Here is an 18,191-nt window from a genome sequence, read left to right as displayed (position 1 = left end):
GGAGGCTGGAGGCTGGAGGCTGGAGGCTGGAGGCTGGAGGCTGGAGGCTGGAGGCTGGAGGCTGGAGGCTGGAGGCTGGAGGCTGGAACAGTGTGCGGGATGCCAGTCTTGCAGAGTCAAGCATCTACGCCGGCTAGATGTTAAAAAACCGCACGACTCACGCCGCACGGTTTTCTCTTCCAGCTTCAAACTTGTAGCTTGTAGCTTGTAGCTTGTAGCTTGTAGCTTGTAGCTTGTAGCTTGTAGCTTGTAGCTTGTAGCTTGCCGCTTATTTCCGAGCCGTTTCCAGCGTCTTGGTGATCGCGGCGACGGCCGAGCCGATGTTGCTCAGTTCTGCCGGCAGGATCATGGTGTTGTTGGTCTGTGCGAGTTTGCCGAACTCTTTCACGTACTGCTCGGCCACCCGCAGCGATACCGCTTCCTGGCCACCCTGGGTGTTGATGGCCTCGGCAACGCGGCGCAGACCTTCTGCGGTTGCGGTGGCGATCAGTTCGATCTCGCGCGCCTTACCTTCGGCTTCGTTGATCTGGCGCTGCTTGTCGGCTTCCGACAGGTTGATGGTTTCCTGCTTCTGGCCTTCGGAGACATTGATCTTGGCTTCACGCTCGCCTTCGGACTGGGCGACGACCGCGCGGCGCTCCCGCTCGGCGCGCATCTGCTTCTCCAGCGCATCGAGGATGGTAGCCGGCAGCTCGATATCGGCGATTTCATAGCGCAGCACCTTCACACCCCAGGGCTTGGCCGCCTCGTCCAGCGCTTCAACCACCTGCACGTTGATGGTTTCACGTTCTTCGAAGGTCTTGTCCAGGTCGATCTTGCCGACCACCGAACGCAGGGTGGTCTGTGCCAGCTGCATGGAGGCGTAGCGGTAGTCGTTGATGCCATAGCTGGCCAGCTTGGGATCGACCACCTGCAGGTAGAGCACGCCATCGACCACCACCTGAATGTTATCGCGAGTGACACAGGCCTGGCTGGGTACGTCGATCGCCTCTTCTTTCAGGGTGTGCTTGTAGGCAACACGATCAACAAAGGGGATAAGAATGTGAAAACCCGCGTCCAGGGTTTTTGCGTACTTACCCAGTCGCTCAACGATAAAAGCCGAACGCTGCGGCACGATACGTGCGGTCTTGGCCAGAGCAACGATGACCAGCGCCAGAAAACCAAGGGACAGAATGGTAGCAATTTCCATGTAAAGAGTTCCGTAGAGTAGATGGGAAGGATTCAGTTGGCGGCGGGCCGTGTTGCACTCACCTGCAGGACAATACCGGAGTGGCTCACCACCCAGGCGGTGTCACCCTGCATGAGCGGCTCGCTCGACTCGGCGTCCCACTTTGCGCCGTTGAGCTGCACATCGCCGACACCGTCGACAAAGTCGGTCAGCACGCTGACGCGCATGCCCAGCAATCCGGCATCGTCAGGGTCGCGCAGGGCCAGATCGGACTCGCCCCCGCGCAGCCAGCGCTGAAAGCGACGGCGTAGCAACCAGAGCGTGCCCACGCTGAACAACGAGAACAGCAGCACCTGCCAGGCCAGGCCTTCAACCAGCCCAACCAGCGTCAAGGCACCGACCAGCAAGGCACCCAGACCAAAAAACACCGCAATCAGACCAGGGAAGAAAAACTCCGACAGCAGCAACGCCAGCCCCAGCAATAGCCAGAACGCATAACTTTCGAGATATCCAGTCAACATCAACTGTCCCTGTCGGGCCTCCGTAGGTTGGATGTTAGGGTCAGAGCCAGCAGCCTACCAGAAGGGCCTGGTCTGCGCCTGCGGCAAATCGCTGGTCTGCACGTAAGTCGATCCCGCGCTGGCACAGGATGCTCAGTTTGTTACCCTGCAGACAGGATCAAAAAGGAGTTTGCCATGTCCCTTGCCGCCTGCACCCGCCTGATCGTCTGCCTGCTGCTGTGCGCCACCCCGCTCGTCCATGCCCAAACCAGCACCTCTGACAGCACGCCGCTGCGCGTCGGCATCACCGAGGTACCGCCCTTCGTCATCGCCGACGGCAATGGCGACTGGGAAGGCATCAGCATCGATCTGTGGCGCGCCATCGCCGAGCGTCAGGGCTGGACCTTCGAGTGGCAGGTGATGCCGTTCTCCGAGTTGCTGAACGCCGTCGAGCAAGGCGAGGTCGATGTCGTCGTCGGCGCGCTGACCATGACCGCCGAGCGCGAAGCGGCCTTCGACTTCAGCCACCCCTTCTACCAGACCGGACTATCCATCGGCGTGCCCCACTCCCCCAGGCAAGGGTTGCTGCAGAGCCTCAAGGCGTTGTTCAGTTGGGGGTTTCTCAGCGTGATTGGCGCCCTTGCGTTGCTGCTGCTGGGGGTTGGCTTTCTGCTCTGGCTGCTGGAGCGACGCCGTAATACAGAGCAGTTTGGCGGCAGCAACGCCGAGGGTATCGGCGCCGGTTTCTGGTGGGCCGCCGTGACCATGACCACCGTCGGCTATGGCGACAAGGCCCCCATCACCCTCGCCGGCCGCCTGCTGGCACTGGTGTGGATGTTTGCCGGGCTGATCATGGTTGCCAGTTTTACCGCCGCCATCACCAGTTCGCTGACCGTCAGCAACCTGCAATATCAGATCAGCGGCCCGCAGGATCTGCCCGGCAATACCGTGGCCACCATCGACGGCACCGCCAGCGCCCAGTATCTGCAGGAGCAGCGCATCCTCAGCAACACCTACCCCGATCTGCACAGCGCCATGCAGGCGGTCAGCGCCGGTGACAGCGATGCCGTGGTCTATGACCGCCCGCTGCTGCAGTACCGCAACCAGCAGTTGGGCAAAGACCGACTGGACCTGCTACCCGGCGTTTTCGATCAGCAGCTGTATGCCCTGGCACTGCCAACCGGCAGCCCGCTGCGCGACGAGGTCAACGAAGCCATCCTGCGCCTGACCGAGTCGCCTGAATGGCGTCTGATCCAGCGGGCCTACCTGGGCGAGGCGCCGTAAACCGGGCTTCAGCGCCATAGTCTGAATTTCCGTTCATCGGATAATCCGCTTGAATAGTGGCGTTGCAGAGCCAATGACTCGCCGGTCATTTCTCCGCCGTCACGCTGGCGGCGCTGTTCTGTCGATCAGTCACTACTTTCCGGCGCAGGCGCTGACTATGCTCAGCGGCCAGGCACTAACAAAAGTGCCTCAAGACGATACAAAAACAAGCATAACAAACAGGAGTTTCGTCATGTCGCGTAAAACCCGACTCAGTGTCGCCTGCGGCCTGATCGCCGCGCTGGGCGTGAGCACCCAGGCCAATGCGTTCTGGTTCAGCTCATCGTCGCAGTACACCAAGACCAAGTATCCCATCGTCCTGAGCCACGGCATGCTTGGCTTCGACAGCATCCTCGGCGTCGACTACTGGTACGGTATCCCCAGCGCCCTGCGCAAGGATGGCGCTACCGTCTACATCACCGAAGTCAGCCAGCTCGACACCTCCGAAGCGCGCGGTGAACAACTGCTCGAACAGGTGGAAGAGATCGTCGCCATCAGCGGCAAGGGCAAGGTCAACCTGATCGGCCACAGCCACGGCGGCCCGACCGTGCGCTACGTTGCTGCGCTGCGCCCCGATCTGGTTGCTTCGGTCACCAGCGTCGGCGCGCCGCACAAGGGCTCGGCCACCGCCGACTTCCTCCGACAGATCCCCGAGGGCTCATCGGGTGAAGCCCTGTTGGCGGGGATCGTCAACGGCTTGGGCGCGCTGATCAACTTCCTCTCCGGCAGCAGCTCAAACACCCCGCAGAACTCACTGGGCTCGCTGGAATCACTCAACAGCGAAGGCGCAGCGCGCTTCAATGCCAAGTTCCCGCAGGGTATTCCGACCAGCGCCTGTGGCGAAGGGGCTTACCAGGTCAACGGTGTGCGCTACTACTCCTGGAGCGGCACCAGCCCGCTGACCAATGTTCTGGACGTCTCAGACCTGCTGATGGGCGCCTCCTCGCTGACCTTCGGCGGCGAAGCCAACGACGGTCTGGTCGGACGTTGCAGCTCGCACCTGGGTATGGTTATCCGCGACAACTACCGCATGAACCACCTGGACGAGGTCAACCAGACCCTGGGCCTGACCAGCCTGTTCGAAACCGACCCGGTCACCGTATATCGGCAGCAGGCCAACCGCCTGAAGAACGCCGGTCTGTGACCCGACAGGGCCGCCACGCTGGCGGCCCTGCTGTTTTCCTTTTCATCTCGCGTGAGTATTCGATGAAAGCCCTTGTCTACCTTCCTCTGCTGGCCGCCGCCCTGTTGCTGGGCTGGCAGTTGACCCGCCCCGACGCCCCTGATGCCCCTCCCGTCGCTGGCACCGCGCCCAGCAACGAGCAGGCAGCACCGGCCAGCCTGCTGCACAGCCCGCAGCCGACCTCCAGCACCGTGCCCCAGGCCGCCTCACTGCGCGGCACCGAGGTGGATGGCCGGCTGCAGACCGACGCCGACGGCAATCTCTTGATCAGCGATCAGCTGCGGCACCTGTTCGACTACTACCTGAGCACTGCTGGCGAACAGCAGCATGAGCAGATCGTCGACCAGGTACAGGCACTGATCCGTGACAGCCTGGATGACCCAGCGCGCAGCCAGGCACTGGACCTGTTCCAGCGCTACCTCGACTATCAGCGGGCGCTGGTCGCGCTTGAGCAGGACTTTCCTGCCGCGGCCGACATCGACAGCTTGTGGGCTCGTCAGGACGCGGTTGAACGCCTGCGCGCCGACCTCTTCAACCCGGCCGAACACCAGGCCTTCTTTGCCGCCGAGGAGAGCTACAACCGCTTCACCCTGGAGCGCCTGAGCATCCTGCACAACCCGGCGTTAAGCGAAGCGGAAAAGGCGCAGGACATCGAGGCGCTGCGCGAAAGCCTGCCCGAAGCCATGCAGGCGCTGCTGGTGCCGCAAATTCATCAGGACCTGCGCCAGCAGACCCAGGCGCTGCGTGAAGCCGGTGCCGACCCGGCGGCAGTGCGTGAGCTGCGCATGGACATGGTCGGCCCCGAGGCCACCGCCCGGCTGGAAGCGCTGGATGTGCAGCGCGCGCAATGGCAGCAGCGGCTGGACGACTATCGCCGAGAACGTGATGCCATCCTCAGCCAGTCCGGTCTGGCCGACAGCGACCGCGAGCGCGCCGTACAGGCATTGCTCGACGCGCGCTTCGACCGCACCGAGCAACTGCGAGTCAGCGCCCTGAGCGACTGACCAGCGCCGCGCAGGGGTACCATACTGGAGTGCCCCTGCCAGCGGACCTGCTCATGCGTCGACCACTACTGCTCCTGCTCACCTGCCTGCCCGGTGTCGGCCTGTGCCACGCCCAACACTACAGCCCGGCCGATATCCTCCAGTGGCCAGAGCGCAGCTTTGCCGCAGCGACCCGCTACCAGCTCGACCCTTTGGACGGCAGCCCCCTGCTCCGCGCCGACTGCAGCGACCGCCAGGCCAGCGCGCGCTACCTCGAACAGCAGATTGACCTGCGCCAGACGCCGGTGCTGCGCTGGAGCTGGGCCATCAGCCAACCCTTCAGCGGCCTCAACGAACGCAGCCGCGAGGGCGATGACTACCCGGTGCGTCTGTATGTCGTGAAAGACGGCGGGCTGTTGCCCTGGCGCACCCTGGCAGTGAATTACGTCTGGTCATCCAGTCAGCCGGTGGGCAGCCACTGGCCCAACGCCTATACCGCCAACGCGCAGATGCTGGCGGTCAGTAGCGGGGCGCCGCAGGGCAAAGTGGTGCTGGAACGTAATGTCAGAGAGGATTTCCAGCGCCTGCACGGGCAGACGCTGGATCAGATAGATGGGCTGGCCATCATGACCGACTGCGACAACAGCGGTCAGTCGGTCAGCGGCTGGTACGGCAGTATCGAATGGTTGCCGGCTACTTCTTCGTCCACTGGCCGTTGACCTGGACGTACTGGCCGGCGGGTGTGCGATCAATGGCCTTCTGGCCGGCAATCAGCTCGACGTCATTCAGCGCCACGCCGTTATCGCGCGCCACCTTCTGATATTCGGCCTTGCGCGCGGCGTTGATCTGCCGGGCGATCTCAGCGGCGTTGCCACCGTTGCTCACCACCCCCAGATAACCGTTGGGCTGCTCGCCAAGCTGGCCAGCAGATTTGGCCGCAGGCAATGCGGACATGGCTTCATTAAGGCTCATGGCCAGCGCCGCACCGCTGCCCAGCAGCAGGACCAGCAGGCCACAGATCAGATAAGTCGTTTTACGCATCATGGGTATCCTTTCGCAACGGGCTTAGAACAGGCCACTGGATTCGTCGAAAATGTCATCCAGCTCGCGATCGACCTTGACGTAGATCTCGTGCTCGATCTTGACGTTCAGGTTGATATTGATCGGCTCGCTGGGCGCCGCCAGTTGCACCGTCGGTCCGGCGCAGGCCGACAGCAGGCCGGCCAGAAACACGATTGTCAGCCCTCGCCTGTACATGGGCGCTCCTTGTCAGGGTTGCTGAGCACGCTGCTTGATCAGGTGCTGCTGAACCCGCTGTTGAATGATCTCGCTGACCTTGCCGCTCAATTGCAGACTGGCCAGCAAGGCCGGAATGTTCTCTTCCAGGGTGACATTCAGATTGACCTGCCGCCCCTGCTGAAAGTCGGGATTGCTGCCCTGCAGGCGCAATCCAAGGATCATATTGCCATTCTCGCCATAGTCTACCTGGGAGCTGAGGACAGTATAGTGAAAGTCCTCCAGCACCCCGGCCAGCTCGCGCATGCTCGGGTTGGCTGCGGCCAGGCGCTGCAATTTATCCGAGCGGTAGCGCAGCACGCCACCCGGCTCACGCGCGGCAACTGCGCCCTCGTCGATCAGCAACTGCCCGTCGCGCAGCAGCACGGGCAACCGCCCATCCAGGGTTCCGCCGCCGCTGAGCCCCTCTGTCGGATAGACTTCGAACAGCCGACCCAGTTCCAGCCCCTGCAGTTGTAGTTCAGCGCGCTGCTCGGGCTCAGCCAGGTCCACGGTTGTCGGCCGCACCCGCACCTCACCGCCCAGCAGCCCGGTGCGTAACTCGTTGACCTCAAGGCGACCATTGGCCGGCTGTGCCAGCGCAGCGTGGTAGGTCAACTGCCCGCGCAAGGGCCCCAGCTCAATGCCCGGGTTGGCCTGGGCCAGTTGCAATGACGGCACACTCAGTGTCAGTTGCTCGCCCTCCAGCTGCAGCTTCAGCGGACTGTCCAGCCCGCTGAAAGCCGTGCGGTCATAAATCCCCTTGATACCGCTCAAGGTCAGATCGCTGCGCACCCGTAGCTGGCGCCCGCCACTGGCCTGCAGACTGCCGCTGACCTGCCCGCTGGCAAACCCCAGCAGTTCCGGCCAGCCGGCCAGGGTGTCTGCCAGCGGGTTGCCGGCGCGCATGAACAGCGGCGCCAGCTCACCGCTCAGGCGCCAGTCGCCACCCGCCGTCCAGCTGGCGTCGTGGGCCAACGCCAGCCCGGCAGCGTTGTTCACCTTGCCGCGCCAGTTCAGTTGCGTCTGCTGCCAGCGCCAGTCGCCACTCAGATCCCAGCGCTGCGCCTTCAGCTGCGGATGCTCAAGGGCCGCCAGGCTGCCGTCCAGGCGACCCGAGGCAGTGAGCGCTGCGTCGCCCGTCAGCGGCAAGGTCAGCTGCAACGCCGGTTGCACCAGGCTGGCATCACGCAGCCCAAGCCCGGCATCCGCCAGTTGCAACTGCTGCCAGCGCAACATCCCGGGCTCCACCAGCGCCGCTTGCAGGGCTGCGGCGTCAGCCTGCAGACGCACAAGCCAGCGACCACTGACGCCCCGGGCGCGCAGCGCGGGCAGATCCAGCAGGGGCGCCTGTAGACTCAGCTGCAGGGCGTCGCTGGCGAGCTGCCACTGACGATTCAGCGGCGCGGACACCAGGCCAGCCAGCGTCACGGAGGCGTCTTTTGGCAACGCGGCCTCGACCAGCAGATCAGCCTGCAGCAAGGCGTCCGGCTGCAGGCGTTGCCCTGCCAGCGGGCTCAGTTGCAGCTCCAGTTGCTGTGGCCGTAGCGCCGCCGGCACATCGTGCAAAGCGGGTAACGCCAGCGCCTGCAAGCGTGCCTGCAGGCTGCTCTGGGTCAGCTGCCAGTCGCCCGCTGCGCCCTGCAGTTGCACGCTCAGCTCGCCACTCACCTCACCCAGCTGATCGACTGCCCAAGGCTCCGGCAGCGCTAGCCGTCCCTGCAGCTGCACATCGCCCGCCAGCCAGTCATGCAGCGACTCCGGCACGCGCGCCGCGTCCAGCTGCCAATCCAGCTGCAGCTGGGCGGCAGCCGGTATCTGTTCGATCGGCAGCGCACCCAGCGCCATCCAGCGCCCCAGGTAGCCAAACAGCCAGGGAGTCTGCGGCCAGCCCGGCATGTGCAGGCTGCCTTGCCAGTGCTGCCCGCCGCGCCACTGACTGCTCAACCGGGCGGCGGTCGCCTGATCGATCTGCAGGTCAGCTTGCAGCTCCACCCGCTCGGCATCCAGATGCAGCTGCGGCTGAACATCAAGCTTCTGGCCGTCCAGGTCGAGTCGCAATGCGCTCGACAGCGCCAGCCCATCGGCCTGCTCCGTGCGCTGCAGCTGCCAGGCACCCGCCAGCTGACAGCGCTGATCTCGGCAGGGAAGGCTGGCGTTGATCTGCCCGACGCGCGCGCTATCCGGCGCCCAGTCGGCCAGCTGACGCCAGAATTGTTCGTCACCCAGCAGCAGCAGGGAGTCCAGTCCACCGCTCTGGCTAGTGCCTTGCGCGGCCGGCAGGTGCAACTGCAGGCTGTTGGCCTGCAGCATCCGCAGTCGCGGGCCGCCGCGCCAGCCTGGCTGCAGACGCGCCTGCTGCACCGTCAACCGCAGCCCGTCCTGCATCTGCAAATGCAATTCATCGACCTGCAGCGCAGCATCACGCCAACGCAGCCCCTGCCAATCCAGTTGCTGAACACCTGCTGCGTGCAACTGCTGCAGCCCCCACAGCCGCACCAGCAACACCCCCAGCGTCAGCAGCAGAAAAATCAGCAACAGTATCGAACCACGCCGGCGCATGCGCCCCCCAAAGGTGTCAAACCGCTCACAGGTTAGCACTCCGCCGGCGCCAGGCGGTTGACCCGACTCCGGCATGGCGGCTTAAATACCGCGGGCGGCCATGGCCGCTACAGGGATTGACTGTCACAACCAGGGAGCGGTTCACCGTACCCCCGCGCGTTACCAATCCCCTTTTAGCTCCACATTGCCAAAGAAAGGAAACCGCATGGAATGGTATACCGCTGTATTGAAGAAGTATGTCGAGTTTCAGGGCCGTGCCCGTCGCAAGGAATACTGGATGTTTATTCTGTTCAACATCCTGGCCTCCATCATCTGCGGCGTGATTGATGGCATCCTCGGCATCATGCTGCTGGTGCCGCTGTATTCTCTGGCCGTTTTGCTGCCGTCGATTGCCGTGTGCATCCGTCGCCTGCACGACACCAACCGCAGTGGCTGGTGGATTCTGATCAGCCTGGTGCCCTTTGTCGGTAGCATCATCCTGCTGATCTTCCTGTGCATCGAAGGGGACGCCGGCGACAACCGCTTTGGCCCTAACCCTAAACTGGCTGACGCCCAACCTGCCTGAATCTCTGCACCGGCCCGGAGCGCCCTGAGCCGGGCCGGTGCGTTGCGGTTTGCATTGGCGGCCCCGCTTGGGGCACGCTGCATCTAACTCCGCAACAGACCTGCCCCCATGTCCCTATCCTGTTTCCGCCAGCTGCTGACGTCCCTGCTCCTGGTCAGCCTGTTCGGCTGTCAGCAGATGCCCGAAGAGCTATCCACCGCCACCCCGCTGCGCCCTGCCATCGATGTCGAACTGCTATTCGACCAGACCTGGCGCGACAGCCAGGGCCAAGAGCACATTCAGCAACAGATCATGGACCGCGTCCTCGAACTGATCGACAGTGCCAATGAGCTGGTTGTGGTGGACATGTTCCTGTTCAACGACTTCGCTGGTGAGGACAGCTACCGCCCGCTGTCAGACCAACTGACAGCGGCACTGATCGCCGCCCGGCAGCGCCAGCCGCAGATGCCCGTAGTGCTGATCACCGATCCGTTCAACACCCTGTATGGGGGCGTCGAATCGCGCCATTTGCAGGCCCTGCGTGGCGCCGGGGTAGCCGTGGTGATGACCGATCTGAGTCAGTTGCCTGCGTCCAACCCGACCTGGACCGGCATCTGGAGTCTGTGTTGCCGCTACCTGGGCAACAACACCGAGGGCGGCTGGCTGCCCAACCCGGTCGGCGACGGCAAGGTCACGCTGCGCAGCTATCTGCACCTGCTGAACTTCCGCGCCAATCACCGCAAGACGCTGATCGTTGGTCGTGACGGTGAATGGACCGGGTTGGTGACCTCAATGAATCCGCATGACGCCAGCAGCCGCCACGACAACAGCGCGGTGCAGTTCAGCGGCGCAGCGGCGCTCGACCTGCTGCAGACAGAACGCGCAATCGCGCTGCTCTCCGGCTACCCCCTGGCCGCCGACTGGCCTGCCGCACCAGCGGTGTCCAGCAGCGCGCCGCCACAGCTGCAGGTGTTAACCGAGGGCGCCATCGAGCAGGGGCTGCTGCAGCTGATCGGCTCCGCGCAAGCCGGCGACACGCTGGATCTGGAGATGTTCTACCTGTCTTCGCGGCCCGTCATCGACGCGCTGATTGCCGCCCACCAGCGCGGCACGACGCTGCGCGTGATACTGGACCCCAACCGCGACGCCTTTGGCCGGGAGAAGAACGGCATTCCCAACCGTCAGGCGGCCTGGGATCTGCACCAGGCAGGCATTCCCGTGCGCTGGTGCGCGACCGAAGGTGAACAATGCCATCGCAAGTGGATTCGTCTGGAGCGCCGAGACGGCAACGCCGAGCTGATCGCCGGCTCGGCCAACTTCACCCGCCGCAACCTGCACGACCTGAACCTGGAAACCAGCGTACGCCTGATCACCCTGCGCGACGATCCGCAGATCCGCAGCCAGCGAGAAGACTTCGCGCGCGAATGGCAGAACGCCAACGGCGCGATCTACAGCCTGCCCTACGCAGACTTTGCAGATCACAGCCGTTGGCGCTACCTGGTCTACCGGTTCATGGAGGCCAGCGGGCTCTCGACCTTCTGAGCGCCCGCCGCCGCGCGTGCCTAGCGCTGCTCAGCGAAGCACTGGGCGATAATGTCCATGCCCGCGTTAAGTTCAACGTCAGTGGCGGTCAACGGCACCAGGATACGAATCACGTTGCCGTACTGGCCGCAGGACAGCAGGATCAGGCCCTTGTCCCGCGCCGCGCCGACAATGCGTGCGGTCAGCTCCGCATCCGGTTTGCCGTCGGCGGTGAACAGCTCACAGGCCACCATTGCGCCCAGACCGCGAACATCACCGATGCGCTTGTCGTCCGTCGCCAGTTGCTGCAGGCGGCCCGTGAGAATCTCACCTACGGTACGGCTGCGCGCCAGCAGGTTCTCCTCTTCGAACACCTCCATCACCGCCAGCGCGGCGGCACAGGCCAGCGGGCTACCGGCATAGGTACCGCCCAGGCCGCCCGGCGCAATGCTGTCCACCGCCTCGGCACGACCACAAACGCCCGCGACCGGAAAACCGCCGGCAATCGACTTGGCGAAGGTGGTCAGGTCTGCCGCCACCCCCATCTGCTCCATGGCGAAGAAAGTGCCGGTACGACCGGCTCCGGTCTGCACTTCATCGGCCACCAGCAAAATCCCGTGCTGATCGCATAGCGCGCGCAGGCGCTGCATGAAGGCCGGGCTGGCGACATAAAAACCGCCCTCGCCCTGCACCGGTTCGATGACGATGGCCGCGATGTCCTGTGGCTGTGCATCGTTCTTGAAGATACGTTCGATACTGGCGATGGCATCGTCATCGCTGACGCCATGCAACGGGCAGGGATACTGCGCGCGGTAGACGCCACCGGGCATCAAGCCCATGCCGGCAGAGTACGGCGCCACCTTGCCGGTCATCGACAGGGTCATCATGGTGCGGCCGTGATAGGCACCGGTGAAGGCGACCACCCCGGCACGGCCGGTCGCCGCGCGGGCAATCTTGACCGCATTTTCCAGCGCTTCGGAGCCGGTGGTGACCAACAGCGTCTTCTTGGCAAAGTCACCGGGCACCATCTCGTTCAGCCGCTCGCACAGGGCAATGTAGGGCTCATACGCCAGCACCTGAAAACAGGTGTGGGTGAACTGCTCCAGCTGACGGCGCACCGCGTCCATCACCTTGGGGTGACGGTGGCCGGTGTTGAGTACCGCGATCCCGCCGGCAAAGTCGATGTACTGTCGCCCTTCCACGTCCCAGACGGTCGCGTTCTCGGCGCGCTGCACGGCAATCGGATGAATCTGGCTTACACCACGGGCGACAGCATTGTGCCGCCGCTGCATCAGGGACTCGTTGGTCTTGCTCATAACCGCCTCGCGGAAATAGGAGGGGAGCCGACTGCTCCCCATCGGGTTGCTACGACTCAGATACCGCCCAGACAGAGGTACTTGATCTCGACGTACTCTTCGATACCGTATTTGGAGCCTTCGCGGCCCAGGCCCGAGGACTTCATGCCGCCAAAGGGCGCCACCTCATTGGAAATCAGGCCGGTATTGATACCGACCATGCCGTACTCCAGTGCTTCAGCGACGCGGAACACGCGGCTCAGATCGCGAGCGTAGAAATAGGCCGCCAGACCGAATTCGGTATCGTTGGCCTGATGCACCACATCGGCCTCATCGCTGAAGCGGAACAGCGGCGCCAACGGGCCGAAGGTTTCTTCGCGGGCAACCGCCATGCTGCTGTCGACGCCGGTGAGAATGGTCGGCTCGAAGAAGAAGCCGCCCAGTTCGTGCGGCTTGCCGCCAGCCACAACCTTGGCGCCCTTGTCGATCGCGTCCTTGAGGTGGCGCTGCACCTTCTCGACCGCGCGGGCGTCGATCAGCGGTCCGGTGGTTACCCCGGCCTCGGTGCCGTCACCCACCTTCAGCTTGGCAACCGCGGCGGCCAGCTTGGCAGCGAAGGCGTCGTAGACAGAATCCTGCACGTAGATCCGGTTGGCGCAGACGCAGGTCTGACCGGCGTTGCGGTATTTGGAGATCATGGCGCCCTCGACCGCGGCGTCCAGGTCGGCATCGTCAAACACGATAAAGGGCGCGTTACCGCCCAGTTCCAGCGACAGTTTCTTGAGGGTCGGAGCGCACTGCTCCATCAGCTTGATGCCAACACCAGTGGAGCCGGTAAAGGAGAGTTTGCGCACCACCGGGTTGCTGCACAGCTCGTCGCCCACTTCGCGGGAGCGATCAACATCGGCGGTGACCACGCTGAACAACCCCGCCGGCAAGCCGGCCTGCTCGGCCAGATGGGCCAGCGCCAGCGCCGAGAACGGCGTTTGCGGAGCCGGCTTGAGCACCATGGCACAACCGGCAGCCAGTGCCGGCCCGGCCTTGCGGGTGATCATCGCAGCGGGGAAATTCCACGGGGTGATGGCGGCCGTGACACCAACCGGCTCTTTCTGCACCAGAATGCGCTTGTCCGCCTGATGGCCGGGAATGACATCACCGTAGACCCGTTTGGCTTCTTCGCCAAACCACTCCAGGAAAGAAGCGGCGTAAGCGATCTCGCCCCGTGCCTCGGTCAGCGGCTTGCCCTGCTCGGCGGTCATGATGCGGGCCAGGTCTTCCTGGTGCTGCATCATCAGCTCAAACCATTTGCGCAGCACCTGGGCGCGCTCCTTGGCGGTGCGCTGACGCCACTGCTGCTGGGCGACACGTGCCGCCTCAATAGCACGGCGGGTTTCGTCCGCACCCATGTTCGGGACGCTACCGAGGCGCTCATGGCTTGCCGGATTGGCGATTTCGGTGCGCGCGCCCTTGTCGGCCTCGCACCAGTGACCGGCGACAAAGGCTTGCTGGCGAAACAGGTCAGGGCAGTGCAGCTCCATCTGAAGAGTCCTCTAGGTAGGGTGTTCCGGCTGTCGTAACACATTTAGAACAGCCATGTTTGATATTTCAAACATGCTAAGCGCGCGTCTGACGCCAGGCAATACCCGGAGGAGAAAAAACTTGAAATGGAAACGCCCGCACGAACGGCGGGCGTGGAGAGTCAGGCGGCGGATTCGCCTTCGAAGAGCTCAGGGCGTACCTGTTGACCTGCTTCCAGCAGCCCGGCAACCCGCTGCAGACTGGCCAGCAGCATCAGTTGCTCCCAGTCAGCCAACTGCCCAAAACGCTCAAGAAACGCGGCCGGCAGCAGCGCAGGCTCGGCCTGAATGGCGGCCAGCCCCTTCTCGGTCAGGGCCAGATGCACCTTACGCTTGTCGCTGGTGCTGCGCACCCGGTGCAGCAAATCGCGACTTTCCAGACGATCAATGATGGTGCTCAGGGTTGCCTGGGATACACTGACCTGCCGCGCCAGATCACCCAAGGTACTTTCGCCTGTAGCCTTGATGCTGTGTAGAATCAGCAGCTGGATAGGGGTCAGCCCACTATGGCGCCCCACGCGCTTGGCGTGAATTTCGCTGGCGCGCTGCAAACGGCGCAGCGCCAGATAGAGATCGTGCATCATATGCATGCTTGGGTACTCCCGACCGCCAGGATCATCCGGGCGAAAATTACAGCAATAACTAGAAGTCGCCGAAAAAACAGCTGGCAACCTTCAAACCACACTGCAAGGCCAGATAGAACAGCCAGACAATGGTCGCCAGCCTACAGCAAAATTACTTCCACATCAAAACAATATTTCATAGGCCGGCATTTCTGCCAGCAATGATCCTGCAGCCCAGGACAACTTCAGGCACACTGCCGGGGGTCCCTTGGAACGAGGCTTTTACGACCAAGGGATGCCTGCCGCCCGGTCCGCGAGGCCTGTTACCCTTTCGTTGACTCGCCTGCCCAAGCCTATTTTCGACCGAGCATAAGGGAACTCGCTTCCACACTCGCGACCGACAACGCCGCATGGCCAATGCCTCTACAATACTTACAACAGGAAAAGGCTTTGATGACCCGACCGACGCTACGCCCGCACCTGTGCCTGCTGCCCCTGGCGCTGCTGGCCGCCACGGCCACGCCGGCCGCACCCATCCAGCTCCCGACCCAGACGGTGCTTGGTGCCAGCGACGACACCCATGAACTGAGTCTGCCGCTGGCCCGCAGCACGCTGTTTCTCGACCAGCAGCCAGCAACCTACCTGGGTGCCAACCTGTCCGAGTCACTGCAGCGGGTCCCGGGGCTGCTTGCGCTCAATCGCCAGAACTACGCGCAGGACGTGCAGATATCGTCCCGCGGGTTTGGTGCCCGAGCCCAATTCGGCGTACGCGGTGTCCGCCTGCTGCAGGACGGCATCCCCCTGACCATGCCTGACGGCCAGGGTCAGCCGGGGCTGTTCGATCTGGACAACCTCTACCGCATCGAGGTCCTGCGCGGGCCACTCAGCAGCCTTTACGGCAACGCGTCCGGCGGCATCATTCAGGGCTTCAGCAGCGAAGGAAGCTACTTTCCGACGCTGGAAAGCCGCAGCGCCATTGGCAGCGACGGCCTCTGGCGCTCGCGCCTCAAGTACGGCGGCCAGCACGGCAACCTCAACGTCGCCGCCAACCTCTCGCGTCTGGAAACCGACGGCTACCGCGATCACAGCGACACCCGCCGAGATATGGCCAACCTGCGGCTGGGCTGGGACATCGACGATGCGTCCAGCCTGACCCTGCTGTTCAATGCGCTGGATCAGCCGGATACCCAGGACCCGCTCGGGCTAACGGCCGACGCGTTGCGCGCCGACCGCCAGCAAGCGGTCGCGCAGGCCGAGCGATTCGACACCCGCAAGAGCATCCGCCATCAACAACTGGGGCTGAACTACCGGCGCCGCCTGGCCAACGACGATGAGATCACGGTGATGGTCTATGGTGGCGAACGTGACGTGCAGCAGTTTCTCGCCTTCACTGGCAACTCGCTGTATTCCGGCGGCGGCGTGATCGAGCTGGACCGTCGCTTTGGCGGCAGCGAAGTCGGCTGGCAGCGCGACACCGAGCTGTTCAAGCTGCCGGTAACGCTGGCTGCGGGCCTGAGCTGGGATTATCAGGGTGAAGGCCGCAAGGGCTTCGCCAACCAGTTCGGCCGCAAGGGCAGCCTGCAGCGCGACGAATTCAACCGCGTCGAAAGCCGCGAAGCCTACCTGATCAGCACCTGGCAGCTGGCCCCACGCTGGAGCCTGACCGCCGGTGCGCGCTACAGCAAGGTCAAGTTCGATTCTGACGACAGCTATTTCATCGACGGGCAAGATGACAGCGGCTCGGTGCGCTACGACCAGACCAGCCCTGCGCTGGGCCTGAGTTATCAGTGGACGCCGGAGATCAGCCTCTACGGCGCGATCGGCCAAGGCTTCGAAACCCCAACCGCACAGGAACTGGCCTACCGCCCGAGCGGCAGCGGCCTGAACTTCGACCTGCAGCCCAGCAAGGCCAACAACGCAGAACTGGGCTTCAAGCTGCGCCGGGCACGGACCCAGGTCGACGTCGCCGCGTTTTACACCCGCGTCGATGATGAAATCGTTACCGCTGAGCCGCAACTGAACACCGACCGTTCCACCTATGCCAACGCCGCCAAGTCGACGCGTCAGGGCATCGAGCTGAGTATCCAGCAGCAGCTGGCGGACAATCTGACCGGCTATCTGGCCTACACCTGGCTGGACGCGCGTTTTGACCGCTACCGCAACAGCAACGGCGAGGACCTGGCCGGCAATCGCCTGCCGGGTGTGCCGCGTCACAGTCTGTATGCGGAACTGGCCTGGCAGCCAGCGGACGGGTTCAGCACCGCCATCGAGATGCAGAGCCTCAGCCAGCGCTACGCCAACGACACCAATAGCGCCGACGCCCCTGGCTACGCCACCTTCAACTGGCGCGCCAGCTATCGCCAGCAACTCGGCAACTGGCAGCTGGAACCCTTCGCCCGCATCGACAATCTGACCGACCGCGAATACATCGGCTCGCTGATCGTCAACGGCGCCGGTGCCCGCTACTACGAACCCGCGCCGGAGCGAAACTGGCTGCTCGGCGTTGCGGTGCAATACCGCTGGCAGTAGCGGGCCCGTCAGGCGCGGTCGACCGCGACCGCGTCAAAGGCACCGGGCCTGCGCGCCAGCAGCACAAAGACCAGCGCAGCTATCGCCATCATGATCGGCAGCGCATGGCCGGTCATCCATTCGCTGACCGCACCGGTCAGCATCGGCCCGAGCAAGCAACCAAGCCCCCAGAGCATGGCGATGTGCGCATTGGCCCGCACCAGCTCGTCGTCACGATAACGCTGGCCAACCAGAATGATCGACAGGGTATAGAGCGCGCCGGCGCTCGCGCCGAACAGCACCAGTACCGGCCAGATCAGAACCGTATGCAACACGAATGGCAGCGCCAGACTGCTGAGCAACAGCACCAGCCCGCAGAACTTGAACAGCGCGGTGCGCGAGATGCGGTCCGCCAACGCGCCCACCGGCACCTGCAGCACGGCATCCCCGACCACCACAGCGCTGACCATGATCAGCGCCAGCTGCTGGGCAAAGCCTTCGCGAATCAGATAGACCGGCAGCAGCGTCAGGGTCATGGTCTCAAACCCGGCAAACAACACCATCGCCCAGGCAATCGCCGGCAACTGCCGGACGAAGGTGCGCAGCCCCCGGCCGTCTGCCGCGGCGGCGTCCACGACCGGCGCGCCCGAGACGGTCATCAGCATCAGGCTACCGAACACCAGCAGGCCGGTCGCCAGCCAGAAACCGCTGTCCGCCTCGGTGCCGATAAAGCCCAGCAGCAGCGGCCCGCACAGTTGGCTGAGGGCAAAACCGCTGCCGTATACCGCCACCAGCCGCCCGCGCAGGCGATCCGGCACAATCTGATTGATCCAGCTTTCGCCAAGGATAAAGGTGACTGTCAGCGAAATGCCCAACACCAGCCGCAGCAGCAGCCAGACCGGGTAGCTTGGCCAGACCGCCAGCAGCGCCACCGACACCGCGCTGCAGGCCATCACCAGCCGCAGGGTGTTCTCCGATCCGATGCGTCCTGCCAGCCGTCCGCTCAGGCGCGAGCCCAGCACGATACCGACCGCAGGCATGCCGGCCATGACGCCAATGGCGAAAGTGCTGTAACCCCATTCGTGCAGGCGTAGCGACACCAGCGGCAGAGTCACCCCCAACGCCAGCCCCACGATCACCACCGCGGAGGTGACAACGGTGTAGGTTTTCCAATTCATAAGGGTCTCAA

The 18,191-nt window shown here is 63.8% G+C and carries 16 protein-coding genes; 7 read left to right on the top strand and 9 right to left on the bottom strand.

Annotated elements, in window-relative coordinates:
* Positions 1–268 precede the first annotated feature (268 nt).
* Both ASB58_RS13965 and ASB58_RS13960 read right to left on the bottom strand, forming a co-directional pair.
* Positions 269–1,189 carry an SPFH domain-containing protein gene (locus tag ASB58_RS13965; RefSeq protein WP_096004526.1) on the bottom strand — a complete coding sequence of 307 codons (921 nt, stop codon included), beginning with the start codon at positions 1,187–1,189 and terminating at the stop codon, positions 269–271.
* A 32-nt stretch (positions 1,190–1,221) separates the two neighbouring features.
* Entirely contained in the window at positions 1,222–1,689 is a 468-nt protein-coding gene (locus ASB58_RS13960; RefSeq protein WP_096004527.1) for an NfeD family protein, read from the bottom strand.
* 174 nt (positions 1,690–1,863) lie between these two features.
* Between ASB58_RS13960 and ASB58_RS13955 the strand changes: the two genes are divergently transcribed.
* The 4 genes from ASB58_RS13955 to ASB58_RS13940 all read left to right on the top strand — a co-directional run bounded on the left by ASB58_RS13955 (position 1,864) and on the right by ASB58_RS13940 (position 5,876).
* Entirely contained in the window at positions 1,864–2,952 is a 1,089-nt protein-coding gene (locus tag ASB58_RS13955; protein WP_118131295.1) for a transporter substrate-binding domain-containing protein, read from the top strand.
* Positions 2,953–3,184: 232 nt separating this feature from the next.
* A complete protein-coding gene (locus ASB58_RS13950) occupies positions 3,185–4,135 on the top strand; it encodes a triacylglycerol lipase (protein WP_096004529.1) in 951 nt (316 codons plus the stop codon).
* Between the two features lie 62 nt (positions 4,136–4,197).
* Positions 4,198–5,178, top strand: coding sequence for a lipase secretion chaperone (locus ASB58_RS13945; protein WP_118131294.1), 981 nt, complete (start codon positions 4,198–4,200; stop codon positions 5,176–5,178).
* A gap of 53 nt (positions 5,179–5,231) precedes the next feature.
* Positions 5,232–5,876, top strand: a complete 645-nt coding sequence (locus ASB58_RS13940) for a DUF3047 domain-containing protein (RefSeq protein WP_118131293.1) — start codon at positions 5,232–5,234, stop codon at positions 5,874–5,876.
* On the opposite strand, the gene ASB58_RS13935 is transcribed toward ASB58_RS13940, so the two are convergent.
* From ASB58_RS13935 to ASB58_RS13925, 3 genes are read right to left on the bottom strand one after another with little or no spacing between them, the layout of a single operon-like run.
* The gene (locus ASB58_RS13935; protein WP_407920682.1) at positions 5,851–6,198 is read right to left on the bottom strand and encodes a YdbL family probable chaperone protein; all 348 of its coding nucleotides are present in this window, start codon (positions 6,196–6,198) and stop codon (positions 5,851–5,853) included. The two genes, ASB58_RS13940 and ASB58_RS13935, sit on opposite strands and share 26 nt — an antisense overlap.
* Positions 6,199–6,222: 24 nt before the next feature.
* Entirely contained in the window at positions 6,223–6,414 is a 192-nt protein-coding gene (locus tag ASB58_RS13930; protein WP_065335720.1) for a YnbE family lipoprotein, read from the bottom strand.
* A gap of 12 nt (positions 6,415–6,426) precedes the next feature.
* Positions 6,427–8,994 (bottom strand): intermembrane phospholipid transport YdbH family protein, encoded by a 2,568-nt coding sequence (locus ASB58_RS13925; protein WP_181977941.1) that lies wholly within the window; start codon positions 8,992–8,994, stop codon positions 6,427–6,429.
* A 205-nt stretch (positions 8,995–9,199) separates the two neighbouring features.
* Here ASB58_RS13925 and ASB58_RS13920 point away from each other — a divergent pair, with 205 nt between their 5' ends.
* Together ASB58_RS13920 and ASB58_RS13915 are read left to right on the top strand one after the other, a co-directional pair.
* On the top strand, positions 9,200–9,559 hold the full coding sequence (locus ASB58_RS13920; RefSeq protein ID WP_096004534.1) for a DUF805 domain-containing protein: 360 nt from the start codon (positions 9,200–9,202) through the stop codon (positions 9,557–9,559).
* A gap of 108 nt (positions 9,560–9,667) precedes the next feature.
* Positions 9,668–11,080, top strand: a complete 1,413-nt coding sequence (locus tag ASB58_RS13915; RefSeq protein WP_118131291.1) for a phospholipase D-like domain-containing protein — start codon at positions 9,668–9,670, stop codon at positions 11,078–11,080.
* A 20-nt stretch (positions 11,081–11,100) separates the two neighbouring features.
* On the opposite strand, the gene gabT is transcribed toward ASB58_RS13915, so the two are convergent.
* The 3 genes from gabT to ASB58_RS13900 form a co-directional block, all read right to left on the bottom strand.
* Positions 11,101–12,375 carry a 4-aminobutyrate--2-oxoglutarate transaminase gene (gene gabT, locus ASB58_RS13910; protein WP_118131290.1) on the bottom strand — a complete coding sequence of 425 codons (1,275 nt, stop codon included), beginning with the start codon at positions 12,373–12,375 and terminating at the stop codon, positions 11,101–11,103.
* Between the two features lie 56 nt (positions 12,376–12,431).
* Positions 12,432–13,892: an NADP-dependent succinate-semialdehyde dehydrogenase gene (gene gabD, locus ASB58_RS13905; RefSeq protein WP_118131289.1), complete on the bottom strand. Its 1,461-nt coding sequence runs from the start codon at positions 13,890–13,892 to the stop codon at positions 12,432–12,434.
* A gap of 161 nt (positions 13,893–14,053) precedes the next feature.
* Positions 14,054–14,521, bottom strand: a complete 468-nt coding sequence (locus ASB58_RS13900) for a MarR family winged helix-turn-helix transcriptional regulator (protein ID WP_083725503.1) — start codon at positions 14,519–14,521, stop codon at positions 14,054–14,056.
* Positions 14,522–14,947: 426 nt separating this feature from the next.
* Between ASB58_RS13900 and ASB58_RS13895 the strand changes: the two genes are divergently transcribed.
* Entirely contained in the window at positions 14,948–17,023 is a 2,076-nt protein-coding gene (locus tag ASB58_RS13895) for a TonB-dependent receptor family protein (RefSeq protein ID WP_181977940.1), read from the top strand.
* An 8-nt stretch (positions 17,024–17,031) separates the two neighbouring features.
* Here the strand turns inward: ASB58_RS13895 and ASB58_RS13890 are convergent, their stop codons facing one another.
* Positions 17,032–18,180 (bottom strand): MFS transporter, encoded by a 1,149-nt coding sequence (locus tag ASB58_RS13890; RefSeq protein ID WP_118131287.1) that lies wholly within the window; start codon positions 18,178–18,180, stop codon positions 17,032–17,034.
* Positions 18,181–18,191 lie beyond the last annotated feature (11 nt).

This window comes from Pseudomonas abyssi, assembly GCF_003444685.1.
Lineage (GTDB): Bacteria > Pseudomonadota > Gammaproteobacteria > Pseudomonadales > Pseudomonadaceae > Halopseudomonas > Halopseudomonas abyssi.
This window is presented reverse-complemented; position numbering and strand designations above follow the sequence as displayed.